General features: G+C 45.4%; 14 protein-coding genes. All 14 read left to right on the top strand.

Going from position 1 to position 16,869, the window contains the following annotated elements; all coding sequences use genetic code 11:
• The first annotated feature begins 245 nt into the window (after window positions 1-245).
• Entirely contained in the window at window positions 246-1,292 is a 1,047-nt protein-coding gene (locus AB7D94_RS11810) for a class I SAM-dependent methyltransferase (RefSeq protein WP_420266086.1), read from the top strand.
• Window positions 1,293-1,343: 51 nt separating this feature from the next.
• Window positions 1,344-2,735 carry a B12-binding domain-containing radical SAM protein gene (locus AB7D94_RS11815; RefSeq protein ID WP_420266087.1) on the top strand — a complete coding sequence of 464 codons (1,392 nt, stop codon included), beginning with the start codon at window positions 1,344-1,346 and terminating at the stop codon, window positions 2,733-2,735.
• Window positions 2,736-2,745: 10 nt separating this feature from the next.
• Window positions 2,746-4,512 (top strand): hypothetical protein, encoded by a 1,767-nt coding sequence (locus tag AB7D94_RS11820; protein WP_420266088.1) that lies wholly within the window; start codon window positions 2,746-2,748, stop codon window positions 4,510-4,512.
• Window positions 4,496-6,040: a lipopolysaccharide biosynthesis protein gene (locus AB7D94_RS11825; RefSeq protein ID WP_420266089.1), complete on the top strand. Its 1,545-nt coding sequence runs from the start codon at window positions 4,496-4,498 to the stop codon at window positions 6,038-6,040. Before AB7D94_RS11820 ends, AB7D94_RS11825 begins: the two co-directional genes overlap by 17 nt.
• Before the next feature lie 40 nt (window positions 6,041-6,080).
• Window positions 6,081-6,809, top strand: coding sequence for an acylneuraminate cytidylyltransferase family protein (locus tag AB7D94_RS11830; RefSeq protein WP_420266090.1), 729 nt, complete (start codon window positions 6,081-6,083; stop codon window positions 6,807-6,809).
• A 14-nt stretch (window positions 6,810-6,823) separates the two neighbouring features.
• Window positions 6,824-7,783 carry a radical SAM/SPASM domain-containing protein gene (locus AB7D94_RS11835; protein ID WP_420266091.1) on the top strand — a complete coding sequence of 320 codons (960 nt, stop codon included), beginning with the start codon at window positions 6,824-6,826 and terminating at the stop codon, window positions 7,781-7,783.
• Window positions 7,780-8,124, top strand: coding sequence for a nucleotidyltransferase domain-containing protein (locus tag AB7D94_RS11840; protein WP_420266092.1), 345 nt, complete (start codon window positions 7,780-7,782; stop codon window positions 8,122-8,124). The genes AB7D94_RS11835 and AB7D94_RS11840 overlap by 4 nt, the downstream gene beginning before the upstream one ends.
• Window positions 8,108-8,512 (top strand): HEPN domain-containing protein, encoded by a 405-nt coding sequence (locus AB7D94_RS11845; protein WP_420266093.1) that lies wholly within the window; start codon window positions 8,108-8,110, stop codon window positions 8,510-8,512. The genes AB7D94_RS11840 and AB7D94_RS11845 overlap by 17 nt, the downstream gene beginning before the upstream one ends.
• Before the next feature lie 59 nt (window positions 8,513-8,571).
• Window positions 8,572-10,524 carry a hypothetical protein gene (locus AB7D94_RS11850; RefSeq protein WP_420266094.1) on the top strand — a complete coding sequence of 651 codons (1,953 nt, stop codon included), beginning with the start codon at window positions 8,572-8,574 and terminating at the stop codon, window positions 10,522-10,524.
• 149 nt (window positions 10,525-10,673) lie between these two features.
• Window positions 10,674-11,741, top strand: coding sequence for a pyridoxal phosphate-dependent aminotransferase (locus AB7D94_RS11855; RefSeq protein ID WP_420266095.1), 1,068 nt, complete (start codon window positions 10,674-10,676; stop codon window positions 11,739-11,741).
• Window positions 11,742-11,756: 15 nt separating this feature from the next.
• Window positions 11,757-13,274 carry a B12-binding domain-containing radical SAM protein gene (locus AB7D94_RS11860; RefSeq protein ID WP_420266096.1) on the top strand — a complete coding sequence of 506 codons (1,518 nt, stop codon included), beginning with the start codon at window positions 11,757-11,759 and terminating at the stop codon, window positions 13,272-13,274.
• A gap of 12 nt (window positions 13,275-13,286) precedes the next feature.
• A complete protein-coding gene (locus tag AB7D94_RS11865) occupies window positions 13,287-15,377 on the top strand; it encodes a CHASE2 domain-containing protein (protein ID WP_420266097.1) in 2,091 nt (696 codons plus the stop codon).
• Window positions 15,374-15,826, top strand: a complete 453-nt coding sequence (locus AB7D94_RS11870; RefSeq protein ID WP_420266098.1) for an SH3 domain-containing protein — start codon at window positions 15,374-15,376, stop codon at window positions 15,824-15,826. The genes AB7D94_RS11865 and AB7D94_RS11870 overlap by 4 nt, the downstream gene beginning before the upstream one ends.
• A 7-nt stretch (window positions 15,827-15,833) precedes the next feature.
• Window positions 15,834-16,688 (top strand): M48 family metalloprotease, encoded by an 855-nt coding sequence (locus tag AB7D94_RS11875; RefSeq protein WP_420266099.1) that lies wholly within the window; start codon window positions 15,834-15,836, stop codon window positions 16,686-16,688.
• The last annotated feature ends 181 nt before the right edge of the window (window positions 16,689-16,869 follow it).

The raw sequence follows: 16,869 nt of genomic DNA on the forward strand, positions 1-16,869 counted from the left end.
CATTGCAACTTCCCATGAGAACTTGTTTTATCCGTCAGAACAAATTTACCGTGATGAATTAACGCTTGCAAATAATATCACGTTGTTATATTATTAGCGGTGGTCAAAAGGCACTGCTTTGTCGGATGGGCGAGTGGTTGAGCGAGGCAGGGGTGATAGTTGAGGTGTATAGCGCGGGAAACAGGAAGGGCTGTCAGTTTTGCTGAGCATACATATTGTATCGTAAAGTACGGAGGTAACCCGATATGCAAAAGATATATATGGATTCAATGGGCAAATTGAAGAGTGAAATGGATAGGGCAGGGAATTCCTGTTTTATTGCATACGCGAAGGTTGTAACTCTGGCCGTTATGAACATGAGATATGAAAAAATAGCCTTTAATAAGGGTTTAAATGACCATCCTTATGTTCTGACCAAAGAATTAATTGAGGACGCGCTTACCATGTTTAACGCTATGTGCGACGCGTCTTTTATAGAGTCCGGCAAAACGGCGAAAAAACTCAAAAGCCGCGACAAGGAAGAGAAGCATCGCTTGTTATTCAATGAGATATGGGATAAATATAATTCGGAAGAGTTCGAAGGTTATGTTGACCGGTACGTTTATAGAATAAATGTGAATAACCTGGCCGATTTGATAAAGGACAAGAGCTGTGTGGATTTAGGCTGCGGCAATGGGGTGTTTTGTTTTGCCCTGTTGAAGTGCGGCGCGAGATATGCCGCCGGTATAGATTTTGGAGATGACAGCATTCAGTATGCGAAGGCGGTGGCAAATGAAAAGAATCTGGATGAGCGGACGCATTTTGTAACCTCCTCTGTATATATAACGCCGTATGAAGATAATTCGTTTGATTTTGCCATTCAAAACGGCGTGTTTCACCACCTCAAAGATTATGAACAAGCGATAATGGAAACAAGAAGGATACTAAAACCTGGCGGGTGGTTTTGGTATTATACTGACGGGGAAGGTGGAATAAGTTATGATTTATGGGATACATCTGTGGAAATATTGAGGGACGTGCCGAGCGATTTTGTTGAAGACATTTTAGAATCAATGAATGTGAGCCGAAATAAAATCGTTCACTTAACAGACGGGCTAAATGCCACGTACGCCCATACTTCGTGGGACAAGATTACGTCGGTGTTGTCAAGGCATGGGTTTGGCGATTTCAAGAGACTGACCGGCGGTTTCGATACCGATTTTGATTTGGATAAGATTCAGGCTGACCCCTACGGCAAAGATAAATTCGGAGAGGGAGATTTGAGGATTCTTTGCCGGTTAATGGAAAAATGAATTTGCGGTATAGCGGGAATTAAATGAGCTTTGAACTGAGAGGAGATATTAGTGAAGATTGCCATTATTAACCCCTCGCTGAGACCGGAATCGAAGAGGAGGCAACTTCCCGTAGGGCTTGCCTATATACTTACGGCCATAAAGAGGGCGGGGTTTGATTTCGATTTGATAGATATGGATATTAACCTCATTACGATGTCACAGTTGGAGGAGATTTTATCGGAAAACACCTATGACGTGTGTGCCCTTGGGTGTATCGTTACCGGGTTTAGGTTCGCAAGGCAGATAGCCGAAATCGCAAAGAAGATTAATCCCATGACTGTTGTTATTGCCGGCAACTCCCTCGTTACTTCGATTCCGGAGTTGCTCCTTAATAACACAGCGTTTGACATAGGTGTGATGTCCGAGGGGGATGTTACCATCGTGGAGCTGTTACAGGCCATCGGTAATAAGCAGCCACTGTCAGGCGTAAAGGGCATAGTGTATAAGGAAAATGGCGAGGTCGTTTTCACGGCTGAGCGCCCGGCAATTGCCAATTTGGATGAGATTGGTTTTCCAGACTGGCGTATATTTGATCTTGAAAAATACGAAGAGTACTCATATGTAAATGTAAACGTATCAGATGCCGGGATGAATGCCGGAAATGTGCTGTCATATCCTCTGAATTCTGCAAGGGGCTGCCCACACAGATGTGGCTTTTGTTATCATGTATTTAAAGGGAAAAAATACAGGAAATATTCAAAGCACGCGATAATGGACGAAATCAAGCGCCTGCATTTTGAGTACGGCTGTAATTATGTGTCTTTTTGGGACGAGTTGACCTTTGCCAACATTCAAAGCGTCAGGGATATGATAGATGGATTCAGCAAGCTGGACTTCAGGATAGGATGGGAGTGTCCAACCAGAGGCGACCTGTTTAAAAAAGAACACGTTGGCCTGATAAAGGACCTAAAGGCGGTTGGCTGCGACAATATATCGTTTTCACTTGAGAATGCCAGCGAGGAAATCCTCACCGCCATGAATAAGAAACTAAACGTGGCTCAGTTCATTGAGCAGGCGAAGGCGTTGTGGGAAGGTGGCTGTGTCCCGCTTACATCTGTTGTCTTTGGCTACCCGCAGGAGACGCCTGAAAGTATTCGAAAAACCATTGAAGTATGTGAGGAGTGTAACATATTCCCCAGCGTAGGGTTTCTCCTGCCTCTGCCGGCCACGCCGATATATGAGTGGGCGAAGGAGAAAGGCTATATTACAGACGAGGCGGCATACCTTAGCAGAATTGGGGACAGACAGGACTTCCACATCAATCTGACGCAAATGTCAGACGAGCAGTACGTAGGCACAGTGACGAGTTCCCTTGAGGCACTTGCAAAGAAAATGGGATTAGAATTCGATTCGGTTTTTAAGACGGTTAGATATGTGAAGCCAAAAATAATGGTTCGCTGATGTGACAGGTGTGGGCAATAAGAAGGCGCTGATATTACATACGGTTTCAGATGCGCGCCACTGCGTGAGCAACGCCCTCTACAAAGGCCGCCTCCTGTTTTGTACCCGCTCAGGCGTTGAAGTCTTTTTCAAAGAAACTCTTTCATTGCAATGCCGGTGTCTCAGTAGTTTTTTTTCTGATGAGGACATCTTTCGTCTTAAGGACAGCGCCTCAAAAGAAGTTGATAATATCTTGGATTGTCTTGATAAACATATCTCGTCAGTATTAAACGCGCGGTATGGCCTTAATATGAACTACTTCAGGTGCCTTTACTCTTACAACGGTAAATACCAATATCTGGGGTATTTAATTTTATATGAAGCAATAAAAAGAATATCGGAGCAATTCGATTTGTCGGAGGTTGTCTGTTATGATTATAAGTTTAATGAGTTTATCAAGACTGATACGTCTTTTAAGGATATCCTTTCTCTGCACAATGGCAGCGTTAATACAAAAGTCATAACCTATCCCAAGACAGTTGAATCCGGAAGCGGTATAACACTCACAAATATCCTAAAAAGAATAAGACAGAGACCCTTATACGTCCTTGGGGTGCTGTTGCGCGGACTTACGGCGGAGCTGCGTTACAGACGATTTTCAAAGGACAAAAAGACCATCTTGTTGTATGGACACCTATATGAGCTGGATTTTTTGATAAACAGCCTCAATAAATACAATATCATATCCTATGACTACAACAGCGGCGTACCAGTTGGATTCAGGCACAAGGAATACATTTCTGACGTGAGCGTTGATTATAGCGACATGACAGATATTGAAGGCCACACGGCAAAGATTGTCCTGAGCGATTTTAAATATGACTTCAATATGAATATCAGCAAGTACCTCAACGCCGTCCTGCTGCTTAGAGATATACAAAAGAAACACCCTGTTTCATTAGCAATATGGGGCAATGGCCCTACGCATGGGGTTAAGGCATTTATCATTGAATATCTAAAGTCTGAAGGTATAACAATACTTGGGGCGCAGCACGGCTGTCTTTTTGGCGATTCCTATGTGCCGTGGCACTTTGACGCCGAATTATGCAGGTGCACTAAGTTCATAAGCTACGGCTTTACGGAGGAAGACCTGAGAAGGCTATACCCGCTCAAAGGTCGTCACGCGGAGATTATTCCCCTCGGCAAGACAAAACTCCCTAAGCTAAAGAAGCCCTCAATTGACATCCTGTTTCCCATAACAAACAGTTTATCCATACTTGAAGGAGGTATGGACAGAACCCCGCCTCACGAGCTGACAGAAAGGCAGATAGATATTCTTGAATATTTAAACGGCCTGAAGGATCTTAAAATATATATAAAACCCTTTATGAATTCAACCTATGACAACTGCGCGGTAATTCCGGTGTTGAAAAAAATGAGCAACCTGACAGTCGTTTACGATATGGTTTTATTAGAGTTTCTTGAGAAATATCAACCGGCGGCCATAGTAATGGAGTTGCCCTCGCAACCGCTTTTTGAGGTCTTACACATGGATGCGGAGATATTTCTCATGAATTGCGAGATGCATCCATATGAAGAGCAGGCCCTCTGTGAGCTAAAAAAGCGTGTACACTTTGCATATGACACAGGGGAATTACTATCCATGTTAGAACTATATGTAAGCGGCAAGCTCGAAAAAAAGCGTAATCAGACCTTTTTCCATCACTATGTCCGCAAAGAAAATACAAAGGAAAACATCTTCAAACTAATTAACAGTCTGTGTGAAGGCCAGAGATAAAGTGCCACAGACTGCCGCCGATTCGTTTAATAAGAGATATTTCTACAAACTAACGACAAACTTTGTCGGCCTTCTTATTGGCCTTGTATCGCAGACGATTATACCGAGGTCTCTTGGGCCGGGGGCCTATGGTGATTTCAATTATCTGACGAATTTTTTCAGCCAGATGATCTCGTTTCTGGAGTTAAACACATCAACGGGATATTTCACGATGCTATCGAAAAATCCGAAGGACTCGCAGTTGGTACGTTTTTATATGTTATTTGGCATGGTGGTCTGCCTTGCCGTGTTTTTTGTCGTGGGCACCGCCCATATAACCTCTCTCCATAAGTATATATGGCCTGGCGAACAGATAGGCTACATATATTTGGCTGCGGTCTTTGGGCTTTTCACGTGGACGTCACAGATATTCAGCCAAATGGCAGACGCATATGGCCTGACCGTTGCCGGGGAAAAGGCGAAGATGTTTCAGCGGCTATTGGGATTGCCCATTTTAGTATTGTTATTTATTGCGGGCAGATTAAATCTGTTCAGCTTTTTTTTATATAACTACGTGTTATTTATATTCCTCATGGCGTCCCTGATATTTATAATGAAAGGGGGCGGTTTTTCATTGTTTAAAAGGACGGGGTTAACGGCGGGGCGCGCCAGACACTATGCCCGGCAATCCTATGCGTACAGCCACCCACTGTTTGTTAGTGGTTTGATAGGGATGGTCGCGAATCTTTTTGATATGTGGCTTTTGCAGGTCTTTGGTGGAAGCGCGCAGCAGGGATTTTACGGACTCTCATCGCAGATAGGCACCCTGTGTTTCCTGTTTACCGGGGCGATGACGCCGCTTCTGATGAGGGAATTTTCCATCGTCCACGCCGAGGCCGACACTGAGCGAATGAAGTGGCTCTTCGAGAAATACATACCGATGATGTTTTCGATAGCGGCGTTTTTTTCGTGTTTTATATCGGTAAACGCGGCGAAGGTTATTCACATATTCGGTGGCCAACAATATAGCGCCGCACTTTGGGCAGTCTCTGTTATGGCCTTTTATCCAATTCATCAGACCTATGGCCAGTTAGTAGGCTCTGTGTATTATGCGATGGGAAAAACCGCCCTATACAGAAATATCGGAATCCTTGTAAGCGCCGCCGGAGTGCCCGTGTCGTTTTTTTTGATGGCGTCGCCCGCGTATCTCGGATTCGGCGCGGGGGCCCTGGGATTAGCCGTTAAGATGGTTGCCATAAACATAATCAGCGTCAACGCGCTGCTTTTTTTTATAGCAAAACCGATAGGAATATCTTTTGTCCGCTACCTGAGGCATCAGGTGCTCTGTGTCGGCTTTATGGTTGTAACGGCATTGGCGTCGGCATTGATAGTTAACCAGATGGCGGGGGACAGCCTTGTCATTGGATTTCTCATCTCTGGCGTTATCTATACGCTTGCCACCTGTGTATTCGTCATGTACATGCCGTCAGTGGCGGGGCTAAAGAGAGAGGATATTCAAAAAGTACTTAAAACTCTCAGGCTGCAATAACAGCGGATATTATGCTACTATATCTGAGGAGGGACGGCTATTGATAGTTGCTGTGTTGATGGGCAGGAAGGGCAGCAAGGGCTTTCCGGGCAAGAATCTGCATCCGGTGTTTGGCAGACCGCTTGCATGGTATCCGATGAGGGCCGCCGCTGACGCACCTGAAATAGATAAGACATATATATCCACTGACGATGAGAAGCTTATGGCCCTGGCTGAGGAAAACTCTGTCGGGGTAATCGTGAGGCCACCGGAGCTTTGCAGCGACTCAGCCCTCGGTGAACACGTGTACCAGCACGCCTATGGCGTTGTCAGGCAGCTCAACCCCTGCGAAGAGATAGAACTTATAGTCCTGCTCATGTGCAACGCCCCAACCGTAACCGCCGCAATAATTTCAGAGGGCATAAAGGTGCTGCGGGCAAATTCGGAGTATGACTCTGCGGTAAGCGTATCAAGATACAACATGTGGAGCCCGCTTCGCGCCCGAAAGATTGACGCAGACGGCCTTCTTAAACCCTTTGTCCCTTTTGAGACATTTGGAGAGCCAAAGACGCTCAACTGCGACAGGGACTCTCAGGGGGATGTATGGTTTGCCGACATGGGGGTTTCCATTGTGCGCCCTCGCTGTCTGGATAATCTTGACGATGGCCTGCTGCCACAGAAGTGGATGGGGCAAAAAATCTACCCGCTTCAGCAGTGGGGCGGTTGCGACATTGACTACGAATGGCAGATACCGATGGTGGTGTATTGGCTTAAAAAGCATGGGATGTAAGGAGTGATATAAAAATGCCGAAACCAACCGATGTGCTGCATCACGATATATCCGGCGAGAATATACTTGTTCGCTGCGATGAGAGGTTTTTGGAATATCGCAGGAAATGGGAAGAAAACCCAAAGACGCTCACCGTTGGCGGCTTTCCACTGCATCTCGACATCGAAACCACAAGCGTGTGCAACCTCCGGTGTCCCTTTTGCAGGGCAACGGATTTAAGGCCGGATATAAAGGGCGGCTTTATGTCCTGGGATACGGTGAAAAAAATACTGGATGAGGCAGGGGAAAACGGTCTCTATGCCTGCAAGTTTAATTTCAGAGGCGAACCGCTGCTGCATAAAGACATCTGCAAATTTATTAGATACGCAAAGGAAAAGGGGCTTGTAGACGTTTTTTTTAACACAAACGGCACACTCCTGACGCACGACACGGCCAGGGGGTTGATAGAAAGCGGTCTTGACAGACTCACGGTGTCCTTTGAGGGTTTTGAAAAAGAGATGTACGAAAAAAGCCGCGTAGGGGCAAGGTTTGAGGATGTCGTAAAGAATGTCGAAGGATTGAGAGATTTAAAATTGCGGCTTGGCTCAAAAACGCCTAAGGTACGGCTACAGGCCGTCCTTATTCCTGAACTAAGAGGACGGCTGGATGAGTTCACCGCCTTTTGGAAGGACAAGGTTGACCAGGTATCGTATAATGAAATGCTGGATAATACGCCGGGCACGATTAGCCCCCCTGTGTCGTTGCCGCCGTGTCCGTTTCACTATCAAAGATTGACGATATTATGGGATGGTACAATAACCGCGTGTCCGTATGACCATTACGGCAGGCTGGCCATGGGCAATGTCAATAATGTCTCAATAAAAGAGGCATGGACATCGTTACTGCAACCGCTTAGAAAACTCCACAAGGAGTGCCGCGCGCACGAAATTCAGGCGTGCGCGGAATGTCCCCAGAGAATAAGCGGGCTATATTGAAGCCTGAAATGTTAAGCGATACAGACCCCATAGTGGCCGATTTTTTGAGAGGCATCGCCTCCCTGAAAGGCCAGATAATGGAAATATATCTATTCGGTTCGCGAACCCGCTCTGATTGGCGGCCTGACTCGGATTACGATATATTGATTGTTGTCGAAAAAAAGGACAGGGCAATAAAAGATAAACTCTATGACTCTGTGATGGACATATTATTGGAAACAGGAAAACTGGTATCCCTGAAGATATTTCAAACGAATGAATTTGTGAGATTAAAATCTATTCCAACGCCGTTTATGGAAAATGTTATGAGAGAAGGTATCAGGCTTGAATTACACGGATAGGGAATTAATAAAGGGATACGTTCAAAAGGCCGGGAAAAAGCTGGAGGTTGCCAAAAGGCTCTTTGCAAACGGCGACTATGAAGACTCCGTATCCCGCGCATACTATGCAGTGTACCATGCGGCACAAGGGCTTCTCTTAACCGAAGGAGAGCGCGCAAGCACACACAAAGGTGTGCTGACCCTGTTCAGCCTTTTGTTTGTAAAGACCGGCAGGTTTAAAAAGAACTTAGGCAAATATTTGTCGAATTTAAAGGACGACAGAGAAAACGGCGACTATGAGATTTTCTCGTTTATCGACGAAGAAACAGCCGAAACGGCACTCAATGAGGCCGAGGAGTTTATTAAAGAAACCATCGCATACTTACAGAAATCGGCGTTATTAGATTAAAATCATATGATGCAAAATACACCCGCAGACAAAAATGATTATCGGGAATATTCTCTCACATGAGGGTATTAATTGTCTACGATTCATACACTAAAACTAATAAACTAAGCGGCATTGTAGCATCTGATAATGTTTACCTGTTCGCGTTACAATCAAAAAAACAAATAACAGAATCATATGTAAGTATGCTGAGGGACTCTCAATGCGGCGTAGAGATTATAAATACATCTAAGACTGTAAACGACTCAGCCGGGGGTATCAGACAGAGCTATATACGATTTGTTGCTGAGCTGCCATATAAGATTCAACACAAAAATAATAATCTAAAAGAGATATTCTCTATTGATAAATATGCCTCATTGTGGTGGTTCAGCCTTATTGCGGAAAAAAGCACCTATAAATCTGACATATTAACAAGGCTTGCCCAGTTGGACGCGATAACAGAAACGATAAAGCTCTATAATATAGAAAAAATTATTCTAATCAGCAGTTGTAACAAGCTCACTACCGCAATAACAGAATACGCCATAGGAAAGTCCATCCTGATAAATCACACGCTTCCCCATAAGCGCCTTAACAGTATTGCCACTAAAATTATAATCATCGTTAGACAATTAATAAGCCTTTTGCATTACTTTATTTATAGCTTCTGTAATGCGACAACAATCAGGAAGGAATTCGCAAATATTCAAAGAACGCATTCAGATGATAACTCACTAATGTTAATAACTTATTATCCAAACCTGGATATATCGGCGGCAAAAGAAGGCCGTTTCACAGACAAAAACTATATGCGGCTGCAAAGCAGACTGGCAGAAGAGGGCAACTCCGTCACAATGATAGCAATCTATGTGGAAAACAACGCGATCACCAGAAGGGAGGCCATACGCTATGCAAAGACATTTATAACACACGGATATCGCATATATTTTCTTGATGAGTTCACAACGCCGCGGATTCAGCTCGGCTCTCTTGTGGCTGTTTTGTTCAGCGCCATAAAATTTATCCTGTTAGAAAAGAAGATTAAAGAGGCGCATGTCATCAAAGATTATAATATATACGCGTTACTCAAAGATGACTGGCATAGCTCATTTATGGGCGCAACCTGCTACAAAGGCCTCGTATATTATAAGACCTTCAAAAATCTATTATCAAAATTTAAGGTGAGAAAATATCTCTATTTACTTGAGCAACAGGCATGGGAAAAGGCCTTTATTTCAGCAAAAAACGCGCTTAATCTTCAACCCGCGGTTTTAGGCAGCCAATCCGGCACGGTGTCACCAATGCTTTTTAGTTTTTTTAACGACCCGTCAGAGATACACGATACTGGCGGCTATCCCATACCAGAGCCTGACATTGTCATATGTAACGGCCAGAATTCATATAACTCCATGATGGAGTCCGGTTGGCCGCGGGAACAACTGTATATAGCAGAGGCCGTAAGATATGCCTATTTAGAAAAATATCTTGGATATGAATTTAACAAAACAGAAAAAATCGTGCTATTGGCCTGTTCTATCAGCATACACGAAAGCAGTTCGATGTTAAATGTCCTGTATGAGGCATTAAACGGCAACCCGGGCATCGAGGTGTGGATAAAACCCCATCCATTTTTGCACATAGAGGAACTGTTTAAGTACTCGGAGATAGAAATGAAGACCTGTACGTTTAAAATAAAAAATAACCCTGTCGGGGAGCTTCTCCAGCGCGCAAGGATAGTAGTGGTTGGTGAATCGAGCGTTTGTATTGAGGCCTTAGCCTTTGGTTGTGAGGTGTTTATTGTAAATTCCCCTGAGTGGATTAGTATGTCACCATTAATAAAGGTAGGAGGTTCTATGATTAAAACGGTCTCATCGGCAGATGAGTTACAACAAAACGTCCAAAGAATATTTATTGAAAACTATGACGCGGCAGAACGTAAGACAGAGATAAAAAGGATAATAAATGAATTTTTTTACTTTAGTGATTCGGTGGATAGTGTCCAAAGATTTTATGATTTAGTAAGTAAGTGACATATCGTAAAGTCTCTGGATTATTGAGCGCAGCCATGCGAAAAGGCTCCCCAAGGCCTGCAAATCCCGCCAGGTGGACTTGTTTACACATCTGTTGACAAATACCCTGTGAGACTGGTAGAGTAGTCCATCCTTAGTGAAGAGCTCAAATGATGCAAATTAAATCTCATATCAGTGACCTTTATAGGGCAAAGAATGCTGGCATATCAAGAAAAGGTATGCTCCGGCTTGATATGAATGAGGCCTTTGCGGCGCTGCCCGACGATTTCGTAGCCTCGGTGTTTTCCATGATAGACTCTGATTACCTGTCAATGTACCCCGAATGCGAGGCACTGCAGGAAAAGGTTGCCCTTCATAACGGTCTGAAATCAGAAAATATCTGTCTTTCAAACGGCTCGGACGCTGCGATAAAGTACATCTTTGACGCCTTTGTGTCGCAGGGCGATAGAGTTTTGCTCACCGAGCCAACCTTTGCCATGTACCCTGTGTATTGTAAAATGTTCGGTGCCTCAGTAACGATTGTCGAGTATGAGATGGACTTGTCTTTCACGGTTGAAAAATTTTTGAAAGCGATAACGGGAGATATTAAATTAGCGGTACTTGTAAACCCAAATAACCCCACAGGAACGTTAACTCCGGCAAACGACATCGTAAGGATAATAAAAAAGGCGCGGGATTGCGGAGTCATTGCCATTGTTGACGAGGCGTATTTTCACTTTTGTAACGAGACGGTGATTGATAAAATTTCGGAATATGAAAACCTGATAGTGTTAAGGACATTTTCAAAACTTTGCGCTATGGCGGCGCTCAGGCTTGGATACGCGGCGGCGGCGGCGGGGATTATCGAGGGTCTGACAAAGGTAAAACCAACATTTGACGTAAACGGCGTTGCAGTGTTATTTGCCGAAAGGTTTCTGGATACACCGGGGCTTATGGACTCTCTATTGAAAGAATTCAAGGAAGGAAAGGCATTTTTGATAGACAAACTATCTCGTAATAGTATTGAGTTTGTTTCTGGAAACGCCAACTTTGTGCTCATAAAATGTCCTGGCAAAGCGCCGGAGACGGTCAGGGCGCTGTCAGAGAAAAACATTCTTGCAGGTGGGGGATTTAAGCAGAATACGCTTAAAGACTATATAAGAGTTACCGTTTCAAAGAAAGAGGTGATGGAGCGGTTTTTCGAAGAGTTTATAGGTATCTACAAAAAAAATAACTAAGAAAGAGGGGCAATAATGAAAATACTGTTGATATACCCGAATATAAGGGGGATGAATATGCTCCCTACGGCCATTGCTCTTTTCTCATCAATGCTGAAAGAACAAGGGCATACGGTATCGCTTTTTGACTCTACGGATTACCCAAACATAGAAGACGACGAATTCAACAGCGATAAGCTGAAAGAGAAAAATCTCAATGCCCGCCCTTTTGACGACACTCTGCTAAAAATGACCTTTAAGGACGAAGACCTGTTAGATTCATATAAAAAACATGTAGAGGCATTTTCTCCCGACCTTATTGCGATGTCAACTACCGAGGACATGTACCCGATAGGAATAAGACTGCTTGAGATTTCAGCCCCATATAAAATTCCTACTTTGGTAGGCGGAGTTTTTGCGACTTTTGCCTCCGAACTTGTCATAAACCGTCCGGAAGTGGATATGGTCTGTGTAGGGGAGGGCGAATATGTCCTGAGCGAACTATGTTCCCGCATGGACAAGGGAATGCCTTACGACGATATTCCGGGGCTTTGGGTAAAGAAAAAAGGTGAAATAAGGCGCAACCCCATGGGACAGGCCGTTGATATGAACGAAAACCCTGTGTTAGATTTATCAATATTCCCTGAGGGGCGCCTCTACAGGCCAATGCAGGGAAAGGTGTGGAGGATGTTTCCCCTTGAGACGCACCGCGGCTGCCCATACCAGTGCACATACTGTAACTCGCCGCAACAGGCCCTCAAGTACAGGGAAGAGACCGGCTCAAGATTTTTTCGCAAAAAACGGCTCGATAAGGTACGCAATGAGATAATCTTTTTTCGTGATAAACACAATGTCGAGGCGTTTTATTTTCTTGCCGATACATTTTTGGCATACTCAGAGGCCGAGTTTGACGCCTTCATAGAGATGTATTCGGAATTTAAGATCCCGTTTTGGTGCCAGACACGCCCTGAGACTATCACCTATAAGCGTGTTAAAAAACTGTCCGAGGTGGGCATGTTCAGAATGGCCGTAGGTATAGAGCATGGCAACGAGGAATTCAGAAAACGAGTTATTCACAGGAGCGTAAAGAATGAGACTATTATCAAGGCCCTCGCCACAGTTAACGATGTGGGAGTGCCATTCAGCGTAAATAACATACTCGGCTTTCCATTTGAGACGCGGGAGCTGGCATTTGATACGATAGAGCTGAACCGGCATATATACTCCGATAACATGAACGCCTATTCGTTCAGCCCCTTCCACGGTACCCCACTCAGAAAAATCGCCGAACAACAGGGCTATATCGAGCCAGGCACAATAGCCCGTTCAGTAACGAGACCTACGATGTTGAACATGCCGCAGTTCCCGCCGCAGCAAATAGAGGGCGTCAGGCGGTGCTTTGTAATATATGCAAAACTGCCCAAATCCAGATGGCCTGAGATAGAAAAGGCCGAGAAACTGACCCCCGAAGGCGACGCCATATGGGAAAAACTCAGAGATGAGGTGGCCGAGAAATATATGCCGCATGGCGACGAAGAGAAAATCACGGAATAACCACACACGCAAATGAAAAGAACTCTGCCTATGGTGGCCGCCGTGACGTTTCTCTTTTCATTGGTGCTGTTTTTGTCCGGTGGCTTTGATTATTTTGAGCTGAAGGCCTATGACATATACTGCCGGTACCTAAACCCCGCGACATCATCTGACAATATCGTTATAGTAAAGATTGACCAGCAAAGCCTTGACGCAATGAGCAAACAAGCGGTCAAGTGGCCGTGGCCCCGGCAAGTCTATGCCCCGATGGTAGAGTATATGTCAGAGGCCGACGCGGTGTTTATTGATATACTATATACAGAGTCGTCCTCCTACGGCGTGGACGACGACAAGATGTTCGCCGACGCCGTGAAGAGGGCCGACAATGTCTATATTGCCCTGTTTCTCTCCGCAGAGTCTGCAAAGCAGGTATCGGAGGCAGAAGAGGCATTTATCAGACGCATAGCTCTCAGAGACAATGCCCAAGTATTTAAGACTTTTAACTCTGCGGTACCCCCGATAGAGGAACTGATGGCGGCTGCAAAAGGTGCCGGCAACGTCAATATTTCACCGGATAAGGACGGCATTTACAGAAAAATTCCCATGTTTTTTCAACTAAGAGGGCATACCATACCGTATTTTTCGCTTGCATATCTGATCGATAAAAAGATCGCCGACATTGCCGGTGGCCGCTTGTTTGTAAGGGGTATTGAGGTGCCTGGAATAAGCCCACTGCTGAGGTATTCCACACGAAAAGACCCCTATACCACTATCCCCGCCAATGATATATTGCAGTCATATTTGTCCGTAAGCCAGTCAGAGAAACCATTGATAAACAAGGACTTCTTTAAGGGTAAGACCGTTTTCATAGGCTTGACCGCGGCGGGACTTTATGACCTGAAACCCACGCCGATTTCCTCCATCTCAACGGGGATACATATCCATGCGGCCACCTTTGATAATCTCATAAACGGCGGTTTTATCAAACATCCCGGAAAGATATACGTTGTTGTCCCCATGTTTTTTCTCTCTCTCTTTGCTGTCTTTTGTGTGCTGAGGCGCCATTCGCTCTTAAACAATATCGGGGCGCTTGCTGCGTCTGTTGTCACGGTTATTGCGGCCACGGCTGTTTTATTCAGAAATTCGATATATATTGACGTCATCCCTCTGTTGACTGCCGATGTAATGAGTTTCATTGCCGCACTGGCGTATAGTTACGCCTCTGAGGGAAAGCAGCGGCTATTTCTTAAGACGGTTTTTTCGCAGTACATGGACAAGAAGATTGCCGACCACATATTGAAGAATCCCGAGCTGCTGAGGCCGGGCGGCACCACTATGAATGTCGTAGTGTTCTTTGCCGACATCGCCGGATTTACGACAATCTCCGAGATGCAGACCGCCCAGGAGACGGCCATCATGCTTCATGGCGTGATGAGTGAACTCACAGAGGTAATCATCGGCTATGGCGGCGTGGTTGATAAATATATTGGCGACTGTATAATGGCGTTTTGGGGCGCGCCGGTAGTCTCTGAAAAGGATGAGTTAAACTCCTGCAGCGCGTCCGTAAACTGCCTCAGGGCGCTGGATAAGGTCAACAGCGAGTTTAAAGGCAAGGGATTTCCCAACATATCCCTGCGCATAGGGATGCACAAAGGCGACGTAATCGCCGGAAATATGGGCAGCAACAGGCTCTATAATTTTACCGTCATCGGTGACACCGTAAACCTCGCCTCAAGGCTTGAATCGGTAAACAAGTATTTTAAGACGAAAATAATAGTAAGCGAAGAGATACTCAGCGGCACAAACGACTTATTTCTAAGCCGCGAGCTTGCCCTCATAGAGGTTAAGGGCAAGAGCATACCGACGAAGATATTTGAGGTAATGGGTTTTATCTCAGACGCTGACAACGATAAAAAAATCCTTGCCGGGCGATACACGGACGCGATGCGCCTGTTCAAAGAGGGAAAATGGCAGGAATCAGCAGATATATTAGAGGAGCTGCTGACACTGTACCCAACAGACGGGCCGTCCGGTGTACTATTAAAGAGGGTAAAAAATCTTTTGGCGGCGGCGTCCCCCCCCTTGACAAATGATTGGATAATTGTTAAGATGACCGAGAAATGAGAAAAATCGTATTCATAATGTTGTTGCTGCTTGTCCCAGCTTTAGTGTACGGGGAGACAATGCAGGTTATAACGAAGGAAAATGCTATCAGGGCGGACTGTAATTTTTTCTCCGCCGTCAAGGCTATGGTCAAATACGCCGACGCCTTAGAGGTAGTCTCAACAAAGGGCGACTGGTATATGGTGAGTTTTGGCGGTAAGTCCGGCTGCATACACAAAAGCGCCCTTAACAAGACAGCCGTACAATTAGCTAAAACCCAGGGGGGCAGCCATGCCGCCTCAAATGAAGAGGTGTCGTTGGCTGGCAAGGGATTTAACCCGCAGGTTGAGGACGCGTATAAGAAAAAGCACCCGGATTTGGATTTTAATCTTGTCACTAAGGTTGAGGGCTTTACCGTGCCAGTTGAGAAGGTCGCAATGTTTATCAAGGCTGGGGGGCTGACTGAATAATTTTATTATGAAAAACCTGGTAACTATAACGTTGTTGGTAGCGCTTGTGGGCTGCGTACCGACGCTCTCGTCCATACCTGATACTGCCATAAAGGTTGGGACTTCTGTGTCCAAAGCGGCGAGGCCGATTGCGCCGGAAGAGGAATACTATATCGGCAGGTCTGTTGCGGCGAGGATAATGGGGTCATATAAACTTTTGAACAGCCCTGAGTTTACCACGTACATTAATCTCACGGGGCAGACGATAGCGTTTCACTCCGAGATGCCGTTCACGTATGGCGGCTATCACTTTGCTATATTGGATTCGAAGGAGATAAACGCCTTTGCGTGTCCGGGCGGGATTATATTTATCACAAAGGGCATGATAGATTTAGCGGTAAACGAGGACGAGCTTGCGGCGATACTTGCGCATGAAATAGCGCACATAAACCACAAGGACGGGCTTGGGGCGATAAAGTCGTCGCGTTGGACGGAGGCGCTGACCGTTATGGGCTCGGAGGCCGCCAGGCAATACACCCCCGGCGAGGTCTCTCAACTGCTGAATGTATTTGAGGGGTCAATAGACGATGTTGTCAAATCTCTGGTTACAAGCGGCTACTCCAAGGCGCAGGAATATGCGGCGGACGAAAGCGCGCTTGTCTATTTAAGGGCATCGGGATACAATCCGGCGGCATTGAAAGATGTCCTGAAAAATCTTCAGAGCAAGTCAACGCCCACAGGCGGCGGGGTTTTTAAGACCCATCCATCAACTGAGGACAGGATAGCAAAGGTAAACGAAAGGCTCACTGAGTACCGCGTCACAGATTTTTTCAAGATTCGCTCAAAGAGATTCTCTGAGCATTACAACGTGTTCTCCAGATAAGACGAGGGCATCCCTGAAAGTCCGCTTGTAAGACGTTATTACAAAACCATCATCCCAATCTCCGATATAGTAATGTGCACCTTTTCCCCAGAAATCGGGAATCCTTCGACAAGCTCAGGATGATTCAAGGTAAGCGTCAAGAAAACCCCATCTTTACAGTGGGGGTAGCAGATGTCATAAT

Source organism: Candidatus Magnetominusculus dajiuhuensis (assembly GCF_046044395.1).
Taxonomy (GTDB): Bacteria; Nitrospirota; Thermodesulfovibrionia; order Thermodesulfovibrionales; family Magnetobacteriaceae; genus Magnetominusculus; species Magnetominusculus dajiuhuensis.